Annotated in this window: 13 protein-coding genes; 8 read left to right on the top strand and 5 right to left on the bottom strand. The window is 64.9% G+C overall.

The window, feature by feature from the left end:
• Window positions 1-85: 85 nt before the first annotated feature.
• Together GWK63_RS06165 and GWK63_RS06160 are read right to left on the bottom strand one after the other, a co-directional pair.
• On the bottom strand, window positions 86-2,164 hold the full coding sequence (locus GWK63_RS06165; RefSeq protein ID WP_007398108.1) for an FUSC family protein: 2,079 nt from the start codon (window positions 2,162-2,164) through the stop codon (window positions 86-88).
• A gap of 83 nt (window positions 2,165-2,247) precedes the next feature.
• Complete coding sequence (locus GWK63_RS06160; protein ID WP_039998817.1) at window positions 2,248-3,972, bottom strand: NAD-dependent malic enzyme; 1,725 nt, start codon at window positions 3,970-3,972, stop codon at window positions 2,248-2,250.
• A 79-nt stretch (window positions 3,973-4,051) separates the two neighbouring features.
• Here GWK63_RS06160 and GWK63_RS06155 point away from each other — a divergent pair, with 79 nt between their 5' ends.
• The gene (locus GWK63_RS06155) at window positions 4,052-4,999 is read left to right on the top strand and encodes a LysR family transcriptional regulator (RefSeq protein WP_223846662.1); all 948 of its coding nucleotides are present in this window, start codon (window positions 4,052-4,054) and stop codon (window positions 4,997-4,999) included.
• A 15-nt stretch (window positions 5,000-5,014) separates the two neighbouring features.
• On the opposite strand, the gene GWK63_RS06150 is transcribed toward GWK63_RS06155, so the two are convergent.
• Together GWK63_RS06150 and GWK63_RS06145 are read right to left on the bottom strand one after the other, a co-directional pair.
• The gene (locus tag GWK63_RS06150) at window positions 5,015-6,010 is read right to left on the bottom strand and encodes an isopenicillin N synthase family dioxygenase (protein ID WP_007398105.1); all 996 of its coding nucleotides are present in this window, start codon (window positions 6,008-6,010) and stop codon (window positions 5,015-5,017) included.
• Between the two features lie 431 nt (window positions 6,011-6,441).
• Window positions 6,442-7,602: a sensor histidine kinase gene (locus tag GWK63_RS06145; protein WP_034932669.1), complete on the bottom strand. Its 1,161-nt coding sequence runs from the start codon at window positions 7,600-7,602 to the stop codon at window positions 6,442-6,444.
• Window positions 7,603-7,969: 367 nt separating this feature from the next.
• Here GWK63_RS06145 and GWK63_RS06140 point away from each other — a divergent pair, with 367 nt between their 5' ends.
• The 4 genes from GWK63_RS06140 to GWK63_RS06125 all read left to right on the top strand — a co-directional run bounded on the left by GWK63_RS06140 (window position 7,970) and on the right by GWK63_RS06125 (window position 13,541).
• Window positions 7,970-9,691 carry a carbohydrate porin gene (locus tag GWK63_RS06140; protein WP_007398102.1) on the top strand — a complete coding sequence of 574 codons (1,722 nt, stop codon included), beginning with the start codon at window positions 7,970-7,972 and terminating at the stop codon, window positions 9,689-9,691.
• A 202-nt stretch (window positions 9,692-9,893) separates the two neighbouring features.
• Complete coding sequence (locus GWK63_RS06135; RefSeq protein WP_034932644.1) at window positions 9,894-12,320, top strand: TonB-dependent receptor; 2,427 nt, start codon at window positions 9,894-9,896, stop codon at window positions 12,318-12,320.
• A gap of 30 nt (window positions 12,321-12,350) precedes the next feature.
• Complete coding sequence (locus tag GWK63_RS06130) at window positions 12,351-13,040, top strand: Fe2+-dependent dioxygenase (RefSeq protein WP_007398100.1); 690 nt, start codon at window positions 12,351-12,353, stop codon at window positions 13,038-13,040.
• Window positions 13,041-13,334: 294 nt separating this feature from the next.
• Entirely contained in the window at window positions 13,335-13,541 is a 207-nt protein-coding gene (locus tag GWK63_RS06125; protein ID WP_007398099.1) for a cold-shock protein, read from the top strand.
• A gap of 82 nt (window positions 13,542-13,623) precedes the next feature.
• Here GWK63_RS06125 and GWK63_RS06120 read toward each other — a convergent pair whose 3' ends face one another.
• A complete protein-coding gene (locus tag GWK63_RS06120; RefSeq protein ID WP_039998740.1) occupies window positions 13,624-14,526 on the bottom strand; it encodes a LysR family transcriptional regulator in 903 nt (300 codons plus the stop codon).
• Between the two features lie 352 nt (window positions 14,527-14,878).
• Between GWK63_RS06120 and GWK63_RS06115 the strand changes: the two genes are divergently transcribed.
• The 3 genes from GWK63_RS06115 (at window position 14,879) to GWK63_RS06105 (ending at window position 21,156) form a co-directional block, all read left to right on the top strand.
• A complete protein-coding gene (locus tag GWK63_RS06115) occupies window positions 14,879-16,348 on the top strand; it encodes an NAD-dependent succinate-semialdehyde dehydrogenase (RefSeq protein WP_007398096.1) in 1,470 nt (489 codons plus the stop codon).
• 64 nt (window positions 16,349-16,412) lie between these two features.
• Window positions 16,413-17,681 carry a metallophosphoesterase family protein gene (locus GWK63_RS06110; RefSeq protein WP_007398095.1) on the top strand — a complete coding sequence of 423 codons (1,269 nt, stop codon included), beginning with the start codon at window positions 16,413-16,415 and terminating at the stop codon, window positions 17,679-17,681.
• A complete protein-coding gene (locus GWK63_RS06105; RefSeq protein ID WP_223846661.1) occupies window positions 17,665-21,156 on the top strand; it encodes an AAA family ATPase in 3,492 nt (1,163 codons plus the stop codon). The genes GWK63_RS06110 and GWK63_RS06105 overlap by 17 nt, the downstream gene beginning before the upstream one ends.
• Window positions 21,157-21,227: the final 71 nt, after the last annotated feature.

Below are 21,227 nucleotides of genomic sequence, written 5' to 3'. Positions count from 1 at the left end.
TCTGGCCGCCTGCCTACCGCCACGACCACCGTGGCCTGCCGGGTCCGGGACAGATAAATGTGAGGGCACCGGCATGGGCCGGGCTTCATTCCACCCCGGCCGCCATGGCCGCGACACAGGCCGAGGCCGTGCGGCCAATGCCATCAAGGCAGGCCAGTACCTCCAGCAGCCTGCCGTTGCCGGGATCGGCCCGTTCCATGCGCGCCAGCCGCCTGCGCGCCGCGCGCACGACGGCAATGCCACGCGGGCTTGCCACCCTGTAGCGCACCAGCGCGCGCAGCAGCGCGGTTATGACCGCCGACACCGCATCACGCCGCTGGCGCTTGAGCTGGCGCAGAAGCAGGATATTCAGCCCGACGGAAGAGAACATGAGCATGAGCCGGATATCCCCCGCCGCCCCGTGATCCCCCGCCTGGGCCGCATGCCGCACCATGCGCCCGATCCGGTCCACGCTGGTCCCGATCCACCACTGGGGCGAAGGCGGCAGCGGCACAAGGCACAGCCGCCGCAGTTCACCACGCATGTGCCGGCCAAAGCGCAGCCGCTCATCGCGCGCGCGAAACGGCAGCACAAGGCGGAACACCAGGACACTCAGCCCCACTGCCAGCACCGTATGCCATGCGCCGTTCAGGAACGTTACCTCGTCCACCCGGCTCTGGTTGCCGGGCATGAGCAGGTTGGGCATGAGCAGCCCGTAGGCGGCCGCCGCCCCCGCCGTGCCCCGGCTGCATTTGGCCAGCCCCCCCACGAACAGGAAAATGCCCAGCACGAAGGCGAATTCCTCATAATCACTCAGGTAAGGCAGCACGCCAAGGTCAAGGAAGCCCGCCGCCACGGCCGACCATACGGCCCCCGACAGGAAGCGCGTGGTGCCCACCACCGGGTTCTCCCGCGTGGCGAACAGCCCGCAGACCAGCGTGGTAATGGCAATGAACCCCATGCCGCCGGGCCAGGCCGTGACTTCGTACACCAGGGCCGCAAGCATGATGGCCACGGCCCCGCGCAGGCCGTTATGGAACGCAAGGCGGATATCGCGGTGCCCGCCCAGATGGAAGCGGAAATGGTCATGCGGGGGCGGGCGGTAAATGGCGTGGCAATGTGCCAGCGCCTCCTCCATATCCCCCATCGCGGCCGCCAGTACGCCATGGGTGATGCGCCCCATCTCCTGCGTGCCTGTTGCCGCCCGCTGCTCGAACAGGGTGCGCAGGTGTGCGGCCTGTGCGTGCAGGTCGTCCAGCGCCCTTGCCTTCAGCCGGGCGGTAGCCAGCCGGTCGCACAGATGCAGCAGCTGGCCGCGTGTATCGGCCAGTATCCCGTCATCACTCAGCATGGCCCGTTCCGCCCCGCCGGACAGGCCGACAAGACGGGTGACAAGGATGGAAACCTCCGCCAGCACGGCGCGGGCATGATCACCCGCATGCACCTGCCGCCCCATCTCGATGGCCGGGAACTCCAGCCCCTGATGCACGGAGACCAGCATGTTCGAGAACTCACCGGCATGGACCAGCGTGTCACGGTCATGCAGCACGATCTCACGCAGCAGGGTGGCCAGCCGGTGCAGCACGTCCTCCACCTGCGCCACCATGGCCGCCCGCGCCCGGGTGGACAGGTTGAGCGTGAACAGCGTGGCGATCGCCGCCTCGCACACCACCCCCAGCACGATATAGGTGGCGCGCGAGACGCCGATGAAGAACACGTCATCCGGCGCGGACGCCGCCGCCACCGCGATGATGGAACATGTGTAACCCGACAGCACGAAGGCATAGGAGCGGAAGTTCAGGCAGAAGGTGGCCAGGAAGCTGCACAGCCCGATCCACGCCGCCACGGCCGGAAAGAACAGCCATGACTGCTGCGGGAAGGCCGCGATGAACACCACCGCCGCCACGGCCCCCACCAGCGTGCCCACGATGCGCCAGCGTGCCTTGGACATGCTTTCGCCCCGCCGTACCTGGGCCACCGACCACACCGTGGCCACGGCCCATTGCGGGCTGTCCAGTTCCATCCACAATGCAATGGCCAGGGCGATGAGGGAGGCCAGCGTGTTGCGCAGCGCGAAGCCCACGGCCTGTGGCGTGGGGCAGAACAGCCAGCGTGGCATGAAAGGACTGGCCGCCGGCCAGCGCAGGCGCGCAACCGGATCGGCTACAAAGCGGGATATTTCCATATGCTCCTGTCCGTCGTATCAGCATGGCGGACATGGTCCACTTCCCGTGGGGGAATGCGGTCGGTCAAAGGGCTCCTGGTGGATCAGGGACGGGCAGGTGGCGTTTTTTCATACGGGCGGTAGCGCGGAGACCACATGGCCGCCGCCAGCATCGCCCCAATCCCTGTTTCGGGCATGGCGGGGGCGACCCCTTCCGCCTGTCCCTGACGGATCACGGCGCGCGCGACCGCCATGGCCACAGGGCGCAGCGCGGAGACCGGCGGCAGCAGGGCTGCATCATGTCCCCCACCGGCCCCCACGGCGGGAGACAGCCCGGCCAGCGCATCCGCCGCAGCCAGGAACATGCCATCGGTCATGCGCGTAATGCCACCCGCCATGACCGCCAGCCCCACGCCGGGAAAGACATAGGAATTGTTGATCTGGTCCACCGGCCGGGTCCGGCCCGCATGGGTTACGGGCGCGAACGGACCGCCGGTACCGATAATGGCGCGGCCATCGGTCCATTCCAGCAGGTCGGCGGGCAGGGCCTCGATATTGGCGGTAGGGTTGGACAGGGCAAAAACGACCGGGCGTGCGGCCTGCCGGGCCATGGGGGCCACGATCTGGCGCGTGAAGGCCCCGCCCTGCCCCGATGTCCCGATAAGCGTGGTGGGGCATACATGGGCCATCACTTCGGCCAGGGTGACATGCGCCGGGTCCGCCACCTGCCAGTCCGCCGCCACGTCGGCAGGCTGGGCAAAGGGCATCTGCCCCTCGGTCACGCCTTCCATGCCGTGGCGCACAAGCCCGTTGATGTCGACCATGAAGAAGCGGCTGCGGGCTTCATGTGCCGCCATGCCCGCGCGCACCATCATCTGCGCCAGCAGGTCGGCAATGCCGCAGCCCGCGCCACCCGCGCCAAAGATGACGATGCGCTGGTCAGCCAGTGGCGCGGCCCCTGCCCGGATCGCGGCCAGCAGCGCGCCCGCGGTTACGCCGGCGGTGCCCTGTATGTCATCATTATAGGTGCACAGGCTTCCCCGGTAGCGGCGCAGGATGCGCAGCGCGTCAGCACCCGACAGGTCCTCCCAATGCAGGGCGATATCGGGCCAGCGCGCGGCCACGGCGGTGACGAACTCGGCAATGAAGGCATCGTATTCCGCGCCACGCACCCGTGCGTGCCGCCAGCCGATATAGTCCGGGTCGGCCAGCAGGGCCGCGTTGTCCGTGCCCACATCCAGCAGGACCGGCAGCGCGCATGCCGGGTCCAGCCCGCCACAGGCGGTATAGAGCGACAGCTTGCCAATGGGGATGGCCATGCCGTTGGCCCCCTGGTCACCGATGCCCAGAATGCTGCCGCCGTCGCTTGCCACGATCACGCGCACGCCATCCCATTGCGGGCTGGCCAGGATTTCGGCAATACGGCCCCGGTCTGTGTAATTCAGGAACAGGCCGCGCGGGCGGGTCCAGATCTGGCTGAACTGCTGGCAGGCGCGGCCGATGGCGGGCGTGTAGATGATGGGCAGCCAGGATTCGGGCGCCTGGTCGATAATGGCGTAGAAAAGGGTTTCATTCCTGTCCTGGATTTCGCGCAGCGCAATATGTCGCGCAAAATTGTCCGGCAGTGCCGCCAGCCGCATGCAGGCCAGATCGACCTGTTCGGCCAGGGTTGCGATGCGCGCGGGCAGCAGGCCATGCAGCCCGAACAGGTCACGCTCGCGCCGGTCAAATGCATTTCCCTTGTTCAGAACAGGACAGTCCAGGAGTTCCCTGCCGGACAGGGCGGTATGAAGGGGGACCTGCCCCGGGAAGTGTGCTGTATCCGACATGAACGATCCGACGTTGCGAGAACCCGAAAGAATGCGCAGGATACGGTTCTGCACATATTCGTGTAGGGCACGTGGCCGCATGCCAACCGTACGTGCCACGCAATCATGGAACAGCCGCCCCATGCGCGACGAGATCAGTGACCTGAAGTTTTTCTGCATCCTGGCCGCAGCCGGCAGCATTGCGGGCTGCGCGCGGGCCATGGGCATGTCACCCGCCGCCATGAGCCGCAGGCTGAGCGCGATGGAGGCCCGGCTTGGCACGCGGCTTGTCACCCGCACCTCGCGCCATTTTGCCCTTACGGCGGAAGGCCAGCGCCTGCATGAGCACGCCGTGCGCATCATGCATGACGTGGAGGAAGCCGAGGCCGAATTGACCGCGCGCGCCGACAGGCCGCACGGCCTGCTGCGCGTGGGCGTGCCATCGGAACTGGGGCGCAAGATGCTGGCGGGCGTGGTCGCCACATTCGTGGAGCAGTACCCCGAGGTGACCGTGCACCTTATCCTGTCCGATGCCGGGCTGGACGTGATTGACGACGGGCTGGACATTGCCATCCGCCCCGGCATGCCCACCGATCAGGAGGTCATGACCACCAGCCTGCTCAACAGCCGCCGCGTGGTCTGTGCCTCCCCCGAATACTGCGCGCGCAAGGGATTGCCCGCCACCCCGCACGACCTGCTCAAGCATGACTGCATCTGCCTGATCCGACGCCAGCGCATATTCAATGAATGGGTCTATCTGGATGGGCGGGTGCGCAAGGAGGTCCATGTCACCCCCCGACTGGCCACATCCAGCAGCGAGGTGGTGCATGACTGGGCGGTCAGCGGGCGGGGCATTGCACTGAAGGTGCTGTGGGACATTGCCGATGACCTGAAATGCGGCAGGCTGATCGAATGCCTGAGCGCCTATGCGTGGGAGGACGTGACGCTGCACGCTGTCTACCCCTCCCGCACGCATATGCCGCCACGCACGCGCTTCTTCCTTGATTTCGTGCGCAGGGAACTGCGCCGCAACTACTTCGGCATCTGACCCGCCCCTGCCGGGTCAGGGGCGCGGCGTGTAGTTGGCACGGATGCGTTCATCCAGATAATCGCGCGCGGTGATGGGGGCATATTTCTTCAATGGTCCCTGGATGACCGCATCGCGGTTGGCCTGGCAGAAGAACGGCAGCGACAGCCTTGGCCCCAGATATTCATCGCGCCGGGGCATGCGCACCCGGTGCAGGGTGGAACGCAGGCGGTCATCGCTCCAGCGCATCAGCATATCGCCAATATTGCAGGTGACCGCCCCGCGCAGCGGCGGCACGTCGGTCCAGGCCGGGGCATCGGCTTCCATGCCGGGACAGACCTGCAGCCCCCCCTGCCCCGGCCGCTGGTGCAGCAGGGTCAGGCAGTCAAAATCGGAATGCGCCCCCGCGCGCCACAGGTCGAAATCCGCATCCGTGGCGTTTTCCATGCTCATGTAATGGATCAGCCGCAGCGTGCTCTGGTAATAAGGCGATGCGGGGTCATGGTTATGGGTGAAGAAATCGGAATCAAACCCCAGCCGGATGGCAAAACAGGACAGGATCTTCATGCCCAGTTCCCAGTTCTGCCGCTCGAAACGGCACATCCGTGCCTGAAAGCCGGGCAGTTCCGTGGCGGTGGGCCACAGGCCCGCCATGTCCGGCAGGGTGATCTGGTAGGATTCCTTGTTGTCCGGCGTACCGGTGGAAGGGCGGACCTGCGCGCGGTATTCCCACCCCGCATTGGAACCCGGCCTGCGCGCATGCCGCGCCTTTTCCGCCATGGGCAGGTCAAAGAATTCCCCTGCAACGGCAAAGGCGGCGTCAATATCCTCCTCGGGGATACCGTGATTGAACACCTGGAAAAAACCGACCTGCGTTGCCGCCTGCCACAACGCATCGGCAATGGCTTCCTTGCGGTTGGCATAATCGGACAGGTCGATGCGGGGAATGTCACGCGCGACACTGGTGCCAGCCCCCCCGATCCGGGTTTCACGCTGGAGTTCGGCCAGTTCATATTCAGGGAAAGCAGACATGCGATATTCTCCGGGCAGAAAGTTTTTTCCTGCGGGACGGGCATGGCAGATACAGGGCGGGAACCGGCACGGGCGGCATGCACACCGCCGGTCACGGAACGATCATATGTTGAAAAAAGATATGCCCTGCATGACAGCGGTCCACTAATCAGGAACGGATTGGTGTGGAGCAATGTCCAGGACCCATGTCCAGACCGCTTCTACTCGCCCCATAAGCACAGCACGCACGCACGCCTGCCGTCAAGCATGAAATCACGGGCTGCGGGCCGACCGGACATGCCCTGCTGTATTTTTGAAAACAGTTCACTGATGGGAACATAAAAGTTTTCGGGTGTCGCTTTTTTTAAAGGCGATGTTCCCTGAAGCTTTTTGGAAAAAGCTTTACCAAAAACTTTTACCAGTTTTCCCAAATGTTTATTTTGAAATGGTCTCTAGGTTACAGGGGGCTGGCCGGGTAGCCAGACCGTGCAGCGGGTCCCCTCCCCCGGTACGCTGGTTATATCCAGCCGCCCGCCATGACGGTCAACGATATGGCGCACGATGGCAAGGCCCAGCCCGGTGCCCTGATCCCCCGTATTGCGCCCGGCGGGCTGGGTTATGCGGTAGAAGCGCTCGGTCAGGCGTGGCAGGTGCTGTGGTTCGATACCCGGCCCGTTATCACGCACGGACAGCAGCAGCCCCCCTGTGTCCAGCCATTGCGCCCCCACTTCAATACGCGCCACCGCGGGCGCTTGCGGCCTGCCATACCGCAGGGCGTTCTCGCACAGGTTGACCAGCACCTGTAAAATCTGGTCCGCATCGCCACGCAGGCTGCCCGGCGGGGCATCATGAACCACCAGCGCCGCCCGCTCCCCGGCGGGCTTGCCCTGCAGTTCATCACGGAAGCGGCCCAGCAGTTCGGCCACCACCACCTGTCCCTGCGGGCGCTGGTGCTCAAGCATCTGCACGCGCGACAGATAGAGCAGCCGGTCAATCAGGCGCTGCATCCGGCTTGCCTGCCGTGCCATGATAGCCAGGAATTTCTGCCGCGCTACCGCATCATTGGCGGCAGGCCCCTGCAGGGTTTCGATAAAACCGATCAGGGCGGCAAGCGGCGTGCGCAGTTCATGGCTGGCATGGGCCACGAAATCGCTGCGCGCACGGTCCAGCGCGTCACGCGCCGTGGCATCCAGCAGGACAACCACGCAGGCAGGCTGCCCGTGCCACCGCGCGGCCTTTACAAAAGCCTGCACCACCCGGCGCACCGGCACATCCGCCTCGATACGGACCTCGGTCACGTTGCCGGGCTGCAATTCGCTCACGGCGCGCTGCAGGGCGGGGTGACGGATCATGGTGCCCAGGCCTTCGGCAAATTCATTCTGCGCACGGGCACCGGCATGCAGCAGGCGACCGTTACGTGCCAGCACCAGCAGGGCCACGGGCAGGTCATCCACGGCAATCGTGTCCTCATCCGTGCCCTGCACGGGGTCCGCCGCCCCACGGGCCACAGGGTAATAGGGCAGCCGCCCGGCCATGTCATGTCGGCTCAGGACAAACCAGGCCCCGCCGCCCCCCACAACCAGGCCAACCACCAGCAGCACAAGCGCTGTCACACCGTCCTCCCCTTCCCGACCTGCCGCATGGCCCGGAAAACGGGCGATACCATGCTGGGGAAACAACTAAAAGAAGAATGATTTCTGAAATAAAATTACAATTTGTGCGGTGCAAAATTAATATAATTATAAATCGTTTGACGTTTCGATAATTTTACCCTACACCTTCTCCAATCATAAAAAATAAGAACAATGGCCCAACAAATCATGACCGATCCGGTTCCACCCGCCAGGACGCCCGTCGTCCCCGCCCGTTCCGCATTCCCCCGGCCACACGGCTGAAAAGACGCACGTCGCTTCACCCGGCATCCCCGCCGCGTACCCATGCCCCGTCGCTGATGACCGGGCCACGAGAAAACCAACAGACATGACAAGACAGATCCGGCATGCCCGCAGCGGGCGCGCACGCCATCCGTTTTCCCATACCTGTAAATGGCTGCTGGCCGTCAGCACGGCCGCCACGGCGCTGCCGGTGGCACATGCCCAGGTTGCCCCCACGACGGGGGTGCCCTCGCTCGTTTCCGTCAATGCGGTCCCGGCCGTACCCGCGACCCCCGCGTCACAGGCCAGCCAGATCAGCCTGAACACGCTTGATGCCGAACGCCTTGGCCCCACGCCCCAGGCCATCCGCCGGCCGCCCAACACGCCCATCCCGCCCAGCGGGGTGCCGGCCTATCCTTCGGCGGGGCTTGCTACCATAAGCGTGGCCCCCGTCAGCAGCCCCGGTGACAGCAAGGCCTTCCACAAGATCGAGCTGGATGCCCTGACCCGCCATGAAGGCCCGTCGGGCTTCCTGCCCGCGTGGATCGACGCGCAGCATGATACCGACCTGGAGGACCCGTACTACGTGCCAACCGCGGGCAGCGGGCACCTGGTGCCGCAGCTCAACCCGCTGCGTAACCGGCTGCGGGACCATGGGGTAAGCTTTGCCTTCACCTACAAGGGCGAGGCCATGGGCGTGATCAGTGGCGGGGTGGAACGTGGCATGAGCTACGTGCACGAACTGACCGCGCAGGTGAACTTCGACCTGGAAAAGATGGCCGGCATAAAGGGCTGGTCCGTCCATACCCTGGTGATGGAACGCGCGGGGCACGCCGTAAGCCACGACCGGGTGGGGGAATATTATGTCAACCTGCAGGAAGTCTATGGCCTGTCAGGCAACGTGGTGGCGCATCTGGTTGATTTCTATGCGGAAAAGAAGCTGCTGGACAACCGGCTGGATGTAACGTTCGGCCGTATGGCGCTGACGCATGTGTTCGCCACATCCCCGCTGCTGTGCTCGTTCATGGTCACCTGCTCGGCGCCCGTGGCGCTCAAGCTTGATCCCGGCTTCAGCGTGTACCCCAAGGCCACATGGGGCAGCCGCATCCGCATGCGCCCCACGCGTGATACCGCCATCCAGCTTGGCGCCTATTCGGTCAGCGCCCTGTCCGACAACCCCAGTGGCTGGGCATGGGGGGCGGAGAACACGACCGGCCTGATGCTGCCCGTCGAGTTCACATGGCAGCCCTACCTGACCCGCAACCGCCTGCCGGGCCACTACGTGCTGGGATATGCGCATGACACCACCCGCTACCCCGACGAAATCGGGATCGGCCTGCCCGCCGCGCTGAAAACCGCCGCCGGCCACCAGCGCTCGGCCCCCATGGACATGTTCTGGTTTGAAGGCGACCAGATGGTCTACCGTCGCGGCGGGCGCAACCAGATGGCCGGCGGCTACCTGATGGCGGGCTATATCCACAATACACCGCATGTCACCTCCATTTCCGATCAGGCCTATGGCGGCCTGTCCTTCGCGGGCGTCATCCCCTCACGCGTGACGGACCGGCTGGGCATCATGTATTCGTGGTACCATGTCAGCCACCGCAAGGAGGAAGGACAGATCCTGCGGTATGAGGCCGGTTATTCGCTGGGGACATCGGTGCGCGCGCCCCAGACGGATTCCCACATCATCGAAGCCTATTACGCGATCGACGCCATGCCCGGCATACTGGTGCAGCCGGAATTCGAGTACATGATCCGGCCGGGCGAGACCAGACACATTCCCAATGCGGCACTGGTGGGGCTGAAGGTCATCGCCAATCTCTGATACCCCGACCGGGTATTGCACAAATTGCATGACGGCCCTGCATACGGAAATATGCAGGGCTTTTTTCGCTGTTTTCCTTGATAATGATAATAAGAATTTGTTGCAATTATGAGACAGGAGACGGCGAAACACAGCCATCGTGTTGCGAATAATTATTACAATATGTATTGCAACATTCTGCAATTAAGAGGCTGTTGCAATTATGACAGACAAGACCCCCCGCCCCGGCATCCGCCCCAGGCTACGGCCCTTCTCCCTGCTGACCGCCAGCATGGCGCTGGCCTGTGCCGCAACCGGCGCCCGGGCCGCCCCCGATGCGGTAACGTCCCCGCCCCGGGCCAGCGATACGGCAGGCACGCCGGACAGGAAATCCCCAGCGCCCCCCGCGCAGGACCAGTACAACCACGCATCCGACAGCAGGTACGACCAGACCCGCGTCACGGCCTCGCCGATGAACGTGCTGCATGAATCCATCGGCCTGAGCCGCATGCCACAGGACGCCATGCACACGCCCCAGAACGTGAACGTGGTGCCCCAGATCCTGATGCAGCAGCAGAATGTCAAATCCCTTGATGAGGCCCTGAAGAACGTGCCCGGCATTACCGCATCGGTTGGCGAGGGCGAGGGCGGCATGGCGGGGGACCAGTTCCTGATCCGCGGTTTTGCCGCACAGAACGATATTTATGAAAACGGCCTGCGTGACTTTGGCGTCTATACGCGCGACAGTTTCTATTACGACCATGTCTCGGTCATAAAAGGCCCGTCATCGGAAGTGTTCGGCAATGGCACCACGGGTGGCGCGATCAACATCGTGACCAAGACCCCGCATCTGGGCAACAGCTACCAGGCCAGTTTTTCGGGGGGCAGCGGGTCGTATTACCGGGGCACGCTGGATGTGAATTACCAGATTGGCAGTTCCACCGCCTTCCGCCTGACCGGCATGGGCAACGAAAACAACGTGGTGGGGCGTGACTACATCTATTCCCACCGCTGGGGCATTGCGCCTTCCATCGCATTCGGGCTGGGCAAGAAAGTGTCCTTCGTGCTGGAATACTTCCACCAGAACGACAACCGCATCCCCGATTACGGCGTGCCGGTGGTCTATTCATCCGCCAGTGCCATTGGCCGCCCGGTGACCGAATATGGCGTCAGGCGCACCAACTGGTATGGCACCACCTATGATCAGGACGATTCCAGCACCGACATGATCACCGGCCGCCTGACGGCCAGGGTCAGCCCCATCCTGACACTGTATAACGACATGCGGGGCGGGATATTCCACCGCTATTTCTCGGCATCGCAGGAAGCGTGCTCGAACTTCTCCAGCGGCGCCACCCTGACCAACAACACGATCAATGGCGTGGCCGCTTCCTCCACCTGCCAGTCGGATTTTTTCTCATCCAACCCCGGCTCCGCCGTAGTGGCGCGCAATGGCGGTGTGGGGGGCCCCGAACCCTACCGGCAGAGCGACTGGTCGATACAGGATGTGTTCTCCGGTGTGGCACACCTTAAGACGGGACATATCCGTCACGAGATCATCGGCGGGTTTGACATCGAATACGTGACCGACCACCGCCAGAACTACGCCTATGGCTCCAACCGCCCCGGCACCAGCCTGCTTGACCCCTCGCCCTATGTGCCCGGCCTGACGCTGGGCGACTGCGCCCAGTATCCCAACCGTCTGGTCAATATCGGCAATGGCGTGGGCCGCAAGTGCTACAAGGACAGCGATGCGCTGGATGTGGGCTTCTTCCTGTCCGATCAGGTGTGGCTGACGGATTACCTGTCGGTCAAGGCGGGCTTTAGGTGGGATAACTGGAACAGCCATTACAGCGCCACCGGCGGCAGCACCGCCACGCCGGATGTGCATTACGGGCAGAACGAAACCACCATCAACCCTTCCGTCAGCATCATGTACACCCCGCGCAGCAACCTGATGGTGTATTTCAACTGGTCGGAATCCACCACGCCGCTCAGCCTGTATGTCACCAACAGTTCCGAACCCATGACACGTTCCAGCCAGACCGCCGCGCCCGAGCGCAGCAGGCTTTATGAGGTGGGCGCCAAATACAGCGCCTTCCATGACCGGATCGGCTTTACCGCAGCCCTGTTCCGGCTGGAAAAGAACAACGCCGTCCAGACCGACCCCAGCACGGGCGACGTAAGCGCGACCAGTGACCAGGAACGTAACCAGGGGCTGGAACTCAGCGTATCGGGCACGCTCATGCGCAACTGGATGTTCTATGGCACCTATGCGCTGTATGACCCCACCATAACCAAGGCCGGTTCCACCACATCCAAGCAGGGAGGCCAGATCCAGTACGTGCCCCACAATCAGGCCACGGCATGGACCAGTTACGAAATCGCGCCGCGCAAGCCGTGGAACATGACGGTCGGCGGCGGCATTACCTGGCGGCAGGGCGTGTGGCTGGACCAGGCCAACACGGCACGCGTGCCCGCCACGGTGGAGTTCGACGCCATGGTCTCGCATCATTTCGACAACCACTGGAAAGTGGCGATGAACGCCTATAACCTTGATAACCGGCTGAACTACGGCAGCCTGTTCTCCAACCGGGTCACCCCCTCCATCGGGCGGTCGTTCCTGTTCAACATCTCGGCGCAGTACTGATCCACCGCGCGACATGCCCAAGGCACTGCCATGCTGCTGCACATTCCCGCCCTGCTTACCGCCGATGAACTGGCCCATTGCCGCGCAGTGCTTGAAAGCGCGCCATGGACCGATGGCCGCGAGACGGCGGGCGTACAGTCAGCCAGGGCCAAGAACAACCTGCAGCTCGGGCGTGATACCCCGGCCTGCCGCGAACTGGGGGAAATCGTGCTGCGCGCGCTGGGCCGCAACGCGCTGTTCAACAGCGCGGTGCTGCCCTACCGGGTCAGTCCGCCCCTGTTCAACCGCTATGAAAACGGCATGAGCTTCGGCGCGCATGTGGACAATGCCATCCGTGGCATCCTGGCGGGTGGCATCCACACGCGCATCCGCACCGATGTGTCCTCCACCCTGTTCTTTTCCGACCCCGATGACTATGAGGGCGGCGAACTGACCATGCATGCCAATGGCAACGAACAGGCGATCAAGCTGCCGGCGGGCGACATGATCCTCTACCCCACCACCGTACTGCACAGCGTGACGCCGGTTACGCGCGGCAGCAGGCTTGCGGCGTTTTTCTGGTCACAATCCATGATTGCGGAGGAAAGCCGCAGGCAGATCCTGTTCGATCTGGACATGCAGGTCACGGCGCTGCGCGAACGGCTGGGCGATGGCGACCCGGCCGTGCTGTCCCTGACCAATATCTACCACAACATGATGCGCCAGTGGTGCATCCTGTAAAAAAGTCATCATGCTGAACGATATCGGGAGAACCATACGGGTTTTTCCACAACGGGTACGTCTGTCTCAAAATCAGGATGGCGTGCCACGGACGAAATATTTCCGGCTCTTGCAATATTTCCCGTGCTATTTGCGCGTCACCCCTATACAAGGATCGCACGGCTGGACTTTTCAGCTACGGACAAGATTTCAAATGCAGCCACGATACGCGGCCTTCTGGCATCCCCGATAAAACGAAAAGTCTCGATTCCGCGCATGTTCGCGTGGGTGCCGGTTACGCAAGGAGGCCAACACATGGCCGCAGGAACAGTTAAATGGTTCAACGCCCAGAAGGGCTTTGGATTTATCCAGCCTGATGATGGAAGCGCTGACGCTTTCGTTCACATCTCCGCCGTCGAGCAGGCTGGCCAGCAGACCCTGAACGAGGGACAGGCCGTGACGTATGACCTCGAAAGGGGCCGTAACGGCAAGTCTTCCGCAGTCAATCTGAAGATTGGCTGACAATTGCGGCAGGAACTTCGGTTCCTGCCGTTTTTGTTTCTACCCTTCTGCCCACAGGGCGGGGCTGACACCCCGCGCCCCTTCAGCCCACCACGAAGATATCACGCATCCGCAGCGTGGCCGCGACATCCCATACCCGCGTGGCCAGCGCCGTAGGCTGGGCCGGGACCAGACGCACAAGCCCCACTTCGGGCGTGGCACAGGGACCAAGCGGGCGGATCTGCAGCCGGTTGCGCCCGGTATGGGTGGGCAACGCGGCCACCGGCAGGATACTGGCCAGCCTGCCACCCAGCACTTCGCCATACAGCACCTCGAGTGAATTCGTCTCCAGCATTACGGTCGGGGTCACGCCCGCGTTGCGAAAGGCGCCATCCACGATCTGCCGCGTCCGCATTTCCGCGCTGAGCAGGCACAGCGGCAGGTCGGCAAGGCTGTCCCATTCCTGCCGCCCGGCCGGAAGCGTCAACGGTTCGACCGCCACCAGCACATGCTGTTCGGTATAGAGCGGCAGGATTTCAAAAGGTCCGTCGGCCGGGATCTGGTCCAGATAGACCAGCCCCAGATCAAGCTGCTGCAGGCGCAGGCCATGGATGGTATCCGCGCTGGACCCCAGCCTTGCATGCAGGTGCAGGCCGGGTATGGCGCTGCGGAAGCCTTCCAGCAATGGCGGCATGGCCTGGAGTGCCGGTGGCATCACGCCAATGGACAGCGTGCCGCCCGCCACCTGCTGGGCAAAGGCCGCTTCCTGCCGCAGCCCATCCAGTGCCGCCAGCGTCTGCCGTGCCCAGTCCAGCACGCGCCGGCCTTCATCGGTCAGGCCGTTAAAGCGGCGCGTACGGCGGATGATGGTAATGCCCAGTTCGGATTCAAGCTGGCGTATCGCCGCCGAAAGCGCGGGCTGGGATACACCGCAGCTTTCCGCCGCGCGGGAAAAATGCCGGTAGCGGTCCAGCGCTATGAGATATGTCAACTGCCGCAAGAACATACCCTGCCCCTTTATTCATGCCGGTCAACCACGCCTTCCGCCAGCGCGCACCACCATGTGCCACGGACGGCCCCCACCGTCCATCCGGGTCTGCCCGGCCAGCCGCATCCGGCATTCCCCTGGCACATGACGGGTCCGGCCCGGCGGCGGCATGCCAGACCGTGGGAAAGGAAGCGTTCCGCCGGTTGCGGGATGCAAGGCGGAACCCTTCACATTGCTTGCTGTACCATTGACGCTGACCGGGATAATCCCCGATGAAAGGACAACCATCATCCAACAGATTCTGGCGGCATCACGCGGTCCGCCCCGCCGGTCCTGCCAGCCATCCCCATTATCCATACCGGAGACCGCCATGGCCCTGAACCTTGCCAATACATCCCTTTTCCGCCAGGACGCATTCATCGACGGTACGTGGCGCCCCGCGCTGGATGGCGCGCGCCGGCCGGTGCACAACCCGGCCACCGGCGCGCTGGTGGCACAGGTTGCCGAATGTGGCACCCCCGACGTGACCCACGCCATTGCGGCGGCCATAACGGCACAGGCGGAATGGCGCAACCGCACCGGCGCCCAGCGGCAGGTCATCCTGACACGCTGGCATGATCTGGTCATGGACAGCCTGGATGACCTGGCCACCCTGATCGTGACCGAACAGGGCAAGCCACGGGCGGAAGCGGCCGGTGAGATCCGCTACGCCGCAAGCTTCCTGCTGTGGTTCGCGGCCGAGGCCATGCGGGCCTATGGCGATATCATTCCGCCCACCAACCCTGCCACCCGGCTGAGTGTCATCCGCCAGCCGGTGGGTGTGTGCGCGGCCATCACGCCCTGGAATTTTCCGGCCGCCATGATCACCCGCAAGGCCGGGCCGGCGCTGGCCGCGGGGTGCGCGATGATTGTCAAGCCATCGGAAGAGACCCCGCTGACGGCGCTGGCGCTGGCGGAACTGGCACGACAGGCCGGTGTACCCGCAGGGCTGCTGCAGGTCCTGCCAGGCGATGGCGTAACGCTGGGCAAGGCCCTGTGCGCCAGCCCCGATATCCGCAAGCTGTCCTTTACCGGCTCCACACAGGTCGGGCGTATCCTCATGGCGCAGTCCGCCCCCACGCTCAAGCGGCTGTCACTGGAACTGGGTGGCAATGCCCCCCTTATCGTGTTTGATGACGCGCATATCGAACAGGCGATCAAAAGCACCATCGCCGCCAAATTCCGCAATGCGGGCCAGACCTGTGTCTGCGCCAACCGCATTCTGGTGCAGGATGGCATTTATGATGAATTCGCCACCCGCTTCGCCCGCGTGGTGGCAAAGCTGCGGGTCGGGCCGGGCAGCAACCCGGATGCCGCCATCGGGCCACTGATCAGCACGCAGGCGCGCGACAAGGTGGAGGAACACGTCCGTGATGCCGTGGCCCACGGCGCGGGCATACTGTGCGGCGGGGCGCGTGACGCGGCGGGCGACCTGTTCTACCAGCCCACGGTATTGCAGGACGTAACCCCGGCCATGCGCGTGGCGCGGGAAGAAACCTTCGGCCCCGTGGCCCCGCTGCTGCGCTTTCACACCGAAGCCGAGGCCATTGCCATGGCCAATGACACGGAATATGGCCTGGCCGCCTATTTCTTCACCCGCGACCATGCGCGCGCCCACCGCGTGGCCGAAGCGCTGGAATACGGCATGGTCGGCCACAATACCGGCCTGATCTCCAACGAGGTCGCACCCTTTGGCGGCATCAAGCAGTCGGGCATGGGGCGGGAGGGATCACGCTACGGCATAGATGAATACCTGAACATGAAATACATCTGCACCGACATTACCGACCCCGGTGCCTGACCGGCCACCGGCCCGTCACGGGGCGGTCCTGGCGCGCATTTACATCCGCCAACAATGAAGTACGATGGCGCGCATGGACGAATTCCGCTTCCTTCATGCCGCCGACCTTCATCTTGACAGCCCGCTGCGCGGGCTTACGGAAAAATCCGGCGAATATGCCCGCCTTGTGGCCGATGCCTCACGCCGGGCCTTCAGTGACATGGTCAGCCTGGCCATAGAAAGTGCATGCCGCTTCGTGGTGCTGGCAGGCGACGTGTTTGACGGTGACCTGCGCGATACGCAGTGCGGGCTGTTCTTCATCAGCGGCATGGCCAGGCTGCGGGCGGCGGGTATCCGCGTTTTCATGATCCTGGGCAACCATGATGCTGAAAACCGCTTTGCAAGGCATCTGCGGGTGACGGACAACGTCCACCTCTTCGCCACGACCGGAGCCGAGACCTGCATCATGGAGGATCTGGGCGTTGCCGTGCACGGCCACAGCTTTGGCCGCCGCGACGTGCGCACCAATATTGCGCGCCAGTATCCCCCGCCGGTAGCGGGGCTGTTCAACATCGGCATCCTGCACACCGCCTGCCAGGGGCGTGAAGGGCACGAGACCTATGCCCCCTGCACGGTCGAGCAGCTGGTCAACCATGGCTACCAGTACTGGGCGCTGGGCCATGTCCACACCCGCGAGATCCTGCACCGGGACCCGTATGTGGTGTATGCGGGCAACCTGCAGGGGCGGCATGCGCGTGAAGCCGGGCCGAAGGGGGCATCCCTGGTCACCGTGCGCGGCGGCGCGGTGGCCACGGTCGAACACAGGGTGCTCGATGCCGTGCGCTGGGCGTGCGAGAGCGTGGACCTGACGCAGGTCGCCACGCACGAGGAGATGGACGCACGCATCCGCAACGTGGCAAGGGACATCATGGCGCAGGCACAGGGACGCCCGGTGGCGCTGCGGCTGGAACTGGCGGGGACCACGTCGCTGCATGCCGCCCTGCTGCGTGACAGGCAGGCGGTGCAGGAGGAAGTCGAGGCCGTACTGGCCGGCATATCGGACCAGATATGGCTTGAGCGCCTGCAGCTGCGGACCGGCGCGCCGGCCCGCCCCGCAGTCATGGACCCCTCTACCGGCGGCCGGATTGCCGCCGACATACGCGCTGCGGCAACACCCGAGGCACTGCAGGCGGAACTGGACGCCATCCTGACCGCCGTCATCGAACGCATGCCCGCCCATACCCGCAGGGAGGAAATGCGCGCCGCCATCCTGCATGATGTCCCGGCCCGCGCGCGTGACCTCGCCCTCTCGCTGGTGCAGGACCCCGAAGGGCGCGATGATGCGCATCAGTGAACTCAGGATCACCCGATATGGCGCGGTCCCCGGCCTGGACCTGGATCTGGGGGACGGGAGCGGGCTGCATGTCATCCATGGCCCGAACGAGGCGGGCAAGAGCACCTGCCTTGCCGCCATTGGCGACTTCCTGTTCGGCATCCCGGCCAGAACGCGCGCCGGGGCGGTTTTCGGCAACGGCCAGATCTGCCTTGGCGCCCGTATCGTGCTGGAAAACGGGCAGGTACATGACCTGAACCGCTACAAGCGCACCAACCGTTCCCTTGTCACCACCGAGGGTACCGCCGTAGCGGAGAGCCTGCTGATACCCGAGACCATGACACGCGCCCGCTTTGCCGCGCTGTTTGGCCTGAATGACGAGACATTGCGCACGGGCGGCGCCGAACTGCTGCATGCGAACGGCGATATCGGCCGCCTGATCGTGGAAGCGGGCGGGGGCCTGCGTGCCCTTATGGTCAGGCTGGACGAGATTGATGCGAAACGCGCCTCCCTGTTCACGCTCCGCCGGGCGGGGGGGCGTGCGTTCTACAGGGAACTGGATGTCTTTACAGCCGCGCAGCAGAGCCTCAGGGCCGCGTCGCTGGAACATGATGCCTATGACCGCCATTGCCGTGACCGTGACGAAGCCCGCAGCCGCAGGGCCGCCATAAGTGCCGAGCAGACGGAACTGCGCCGCCAGCACAGCCATTACGAACAGCTGGAAAAGGCCCTGCCCCAACTGCACGAGATTGCCCGTCTGGCCGCTGCACTGGCCGCACAGGCCGACCTGGAACCGCTACCCCCCGGCATGGCCACCACCATAACCACCGCGCTGGAAACCTGTGCCGCCGACCGTGCGCGCCATGCGGCGGCACAGGCCCAGGTGACCCAGCTGGTCCGGCAGACCACATCCCCCCCTGCCGAAGCCATGCTGAATACCCTGCACGAAGCCGTCGCCCGCGCACGCAGCCTGGGCCAGAGCGTGCGCCGCAACCGTGACCTGCATGCCGGGCATGAGGAAAAACGGCGCGCCATGAACGAAAGCCTGTCCAGCCTGCGCCAGCGGCTGGGCCGGGGGGCGGATGCGGATCTGCGGCAGGCCGTGCCCGACCGCGCAACCCTGGATGCCATACGCCATCTGGCCGACGCACAGGCCGACTGGCACAACCGGCATACGGGGCTAGCACGGCAGATCAGCCAGGCCGACATGGCCATTGCGCGCAGGCGGCAGCGCATGGCCAGCCTGCGCGCGGCAGGTCATGACGTGGCGCTGCATGCCGATTCCGCGCCGTTTTCCGGGCTGGTGGCGGAAATGAAGCGGCTGGAGATGCGCGCGGCCACCCTTGACCGGCGGCAGGCCGCCCTCGCCGCCCGGCTGCGCGCGCTGGGAGCGGCCACGGTGGAAGACCTGCGCGCCATGCCCTGCCCCCCGCCGGAGGGTGCGCGCATGGCCGCCGAACGCCAGCACCACCTGCGCACCGAATATGACCGGCTTGACGCGGCCTGCACGACGGAACGCGCACGACAGGCCAGACTGGCCGCCGAGCTTGCCCGGCTGGAACAGACCGGCAGTCCGCTGGCCCCCCGCATGCTGGATGAAGCCTGCCGGCAACGTGACGCGGTGTGGCAGGATATCCGCGCAGCCTACCTCGACCCCGAAAATCCGCCCGCAGGTCCCGCCGCCTCCACCCGCCACGCCCGGGCCGCGGCGCTGGATGCCGCGATTGCCCGGGCGGATTCCCTGTCCGCCCAGCTGCTGGCACAGGCTGACCGCATCGCCCGCCTGGAAGGGCTGCGGCACGACATCACGCATTGCGCGGACACGCTCACGCTGCATGAACGCACCAAGGCGGACATACAGGCCCGGATGGCCGATGACTGGCGGGCCTTCATCGCACCATTCCGCGTACCGGCCCCGCACGCCACCACCCCCGATGCGCTGGTCGCCTTTGTATCCGCCCGGACGCAGCTGCTATCCGATGCCACGCAGATCGCGACCGAACTGGCCCAGCTGGCGGAAGACCGCATAAAACCCGACACGCTGCACGAAGGCCTGCGCGCACTGGCCGAGCGCCTTGGCATCGCGCCCACCCTGTCACCGGGGCCTTGCGTGGAAGCGGTGACCACCGCCCTGCGCCAGCATGCCAGCGGGCATGAGGAATATGGCCGGCTGCATCGTGAACTGGATGACCTGCTGCCCGAACAGGCTGACCTGCAACGGCAGGCCGCCGCCCTGCAGGCGGAACGACAGGACTGGGCGGCACAATGGGCCACGGCCATGCAGGCCATCGGGCTGGAGGCCGATGCACCGCCTCCCGCCGCCTGTGCGCTGGCAGCCGACTGGGCCGCCGCCCCGGCACAGCTGGAACGACTGTCCGAACTGCATGAAACCTGTGTTCAGGCCCGGCAGGCCGAGCAGGACCTGACACAGGTCATGGATGAAATCCGCCCCCACCTGCCCGCGCCCCTGCCCGCCGATGGCGTGGCGGCGGCCCAAGCGCTGGAGCAGTTGTGGCAGGCGGCGCAGAAAAGCCAGCACCAGCGCGAGGCCCTGCTGCCCACGCTGGCCAGGGCACGTCAGGACCTGGCGGAAAGCGGGGCCAGCCTGTCCCACGCCCATGCCATGATTGACCAGTTGCTGGCGCGCACCCATGCCGAAAGCCCCGAGGCACTTGAACAGCTTGCCGGCCGTCTTGCCCGGCGTGACAGGCTGGCACAGGAACACACCCGGGCACTGGACACCCTTGCCCGCATGACAGGGGGCCAGTCCCCTGCCGCACTGGAACGCGCCATTGACGGCCGCGACCTGCCCGAACTGCGGGCCGAGACCGCACGCATGCACGACCGGCTGAAGGATCTTGACCTGCAACGTGACGACGCCGTGCGCGCCGAGCAGCATGAGGAAACGGCGCTGCGCGCCTTCGAGCATAATACCGACGCCCCGCAGGCGGCGGCCCGGCGCGAGGCAGCCATTGCCAGCCTGCACCAGATTGTGGAGGAATATGCGCAACTGACCCTGGCGCGGAACCTGATTGCCAATGCCATAGACCATGTCCGCTCCGCGGAGCAGGACCCGCTGGTCACACGCGCGGGGCAGTTCTTCTCCCTTGCCACGCTGGGCGCGTTTAACGCCATCCGCACGGACCTGGATGCACAGGGCAACCCGGTGGTACTGGGCCAGCGCCACGACGGAAGCCATGTGCCGGTGGCGGACATGAGTGCCGGCACGCGTGACCAGCTTTTCCTGGCGTTCCGCCTTGCCAGCGTGGAAACCTACTGCCGCGCGGCCGAACCCCTGCCCTTTGTCGCCGATGACCTGCTGGTGCAGTTTGACGACGCGCGCAGCGAATGCACGCTACGGGTACTGGCGGATTTTGCCCGCACCACGCAGGTGCTGCTGTTTACCCACCATGACAGCATACGCGACATGGCCCGCAGCCTGCAGGCGCAGGGGGTGGCCATAAATCTTGTGGAACTGCCCCGCATTGCGGCGTGACAGCCCGTCCGAACGGGCGGGCATGCCACCGCGTTGGGCGGAACCGCCACAGACAGGCTTCCCGCTCCCGC

It is taken from the genome of Komagataeibacter rhaeticus, assembly GCF_011611525.1.
Classification (GTDB): Bacteria; Pseudomonadota; Alphaproteobacteria; order Acetobacterales; family Acetobacteraceae; genus Komagataeibacter; species Komagataeibacter rhaeticus.
Note: the sequence above shows the minus strand (reverse complement) of the source record. Positions and strands in the feature narration are given on the sequence as shown.

What these genes read in the sequence shown, in the direction of transcription:
- GWK63_RS06105 (WP_223846661.1), top strand. Translation starts at nt 17,665, where the DNA reads ATGATGCGCATCAGTGAACTCAGGATCACCCGATATGGCGCGGTCCCC.
- GWK63_RS06130 (WP_007398100.1), top strand. Translation starts at nt 12,351, where the DNA reads ATGCTGCTGCACATTCCCGCCCTGCTTACCGCCGATGAACTGGCCCAT.
- GWK63_RS06120 (WP_039998740.1), bottom strand. Translation starts at nt 14,526, where the DNA reads ATGTTCTTGCGGCAGTTGACATATCTCATAGCGCTGGACCGCTACCGG.
- GWK63_RS06115 (WP_007398096.1), top strand. Translation starts at nt 14,879, where the DNA reads ATGGCCCTGAACCTTGCCAATACATCCCTTTTCCGCCAGGACGCATTC.
- GWK63_RS06155 (WP_223846662.1), top strand. Translation starts at nt 4,052, where the DNA reads ATGCCAACCGTACGTGCCACGCAATCATGGAACAGCCGCCCCATGCGC.
- GWK63_RS06125 (WP_007398099.1), top strand. Translation starts at nt 13,335, where the DNA reads ATGGCCGCAGGAACAGTTAAATGGTTCAACGCCCAGAAGGGCTTTGGA.
- GWK63_RS06110 (WP_007398095.1), top strand. Translation starts at nt 16,413, where the DNA reads ATGGCGCGCATGGACGAATTCCGCTTCCTTCATGCCGCCGACCTTCAT.
- GWK63_RS06160 (WP_039998817.1), bottom strand. Translation starts at nt 3,972, where the DNA reads ATGTCGGATACAGCACACTTCCCGGGGCAGGTCCCCCTTCATACCGCC.
- GWK63_RS06140 (WP_007398102.1), top strand. Translation starts at nt 7,970, where the DNA reads ATGACAAGACAGATCCGGCATGCCCGCAGCGGGCGCGCACGCCATCCG.
- GWK63_RS06150 (WP_007398105.1), bottom strand. Translation starts at nt 6,010, where the DNA reads ATGTCTGCTTTCCCTGAATATGAACTGGCCGAACTCCAGCGTGAAACC.
- GWK63_RS06135 (WP_034932644.1), top strand. Translation starts at nt 9,894, where the DNA reads ATGACAGACAAGACCCCCCGCCCCGGCATCCGCCCCAGGCTACGGCCC.
- GWK63_RS06165 (WP_007398108.1), bottom strand. Translation starts at nt 2,164, where the DNA reads ATGGAAATATCCCGCTTTGTAGCCGATCCGGTTGCGCGCCTGCGCTGG.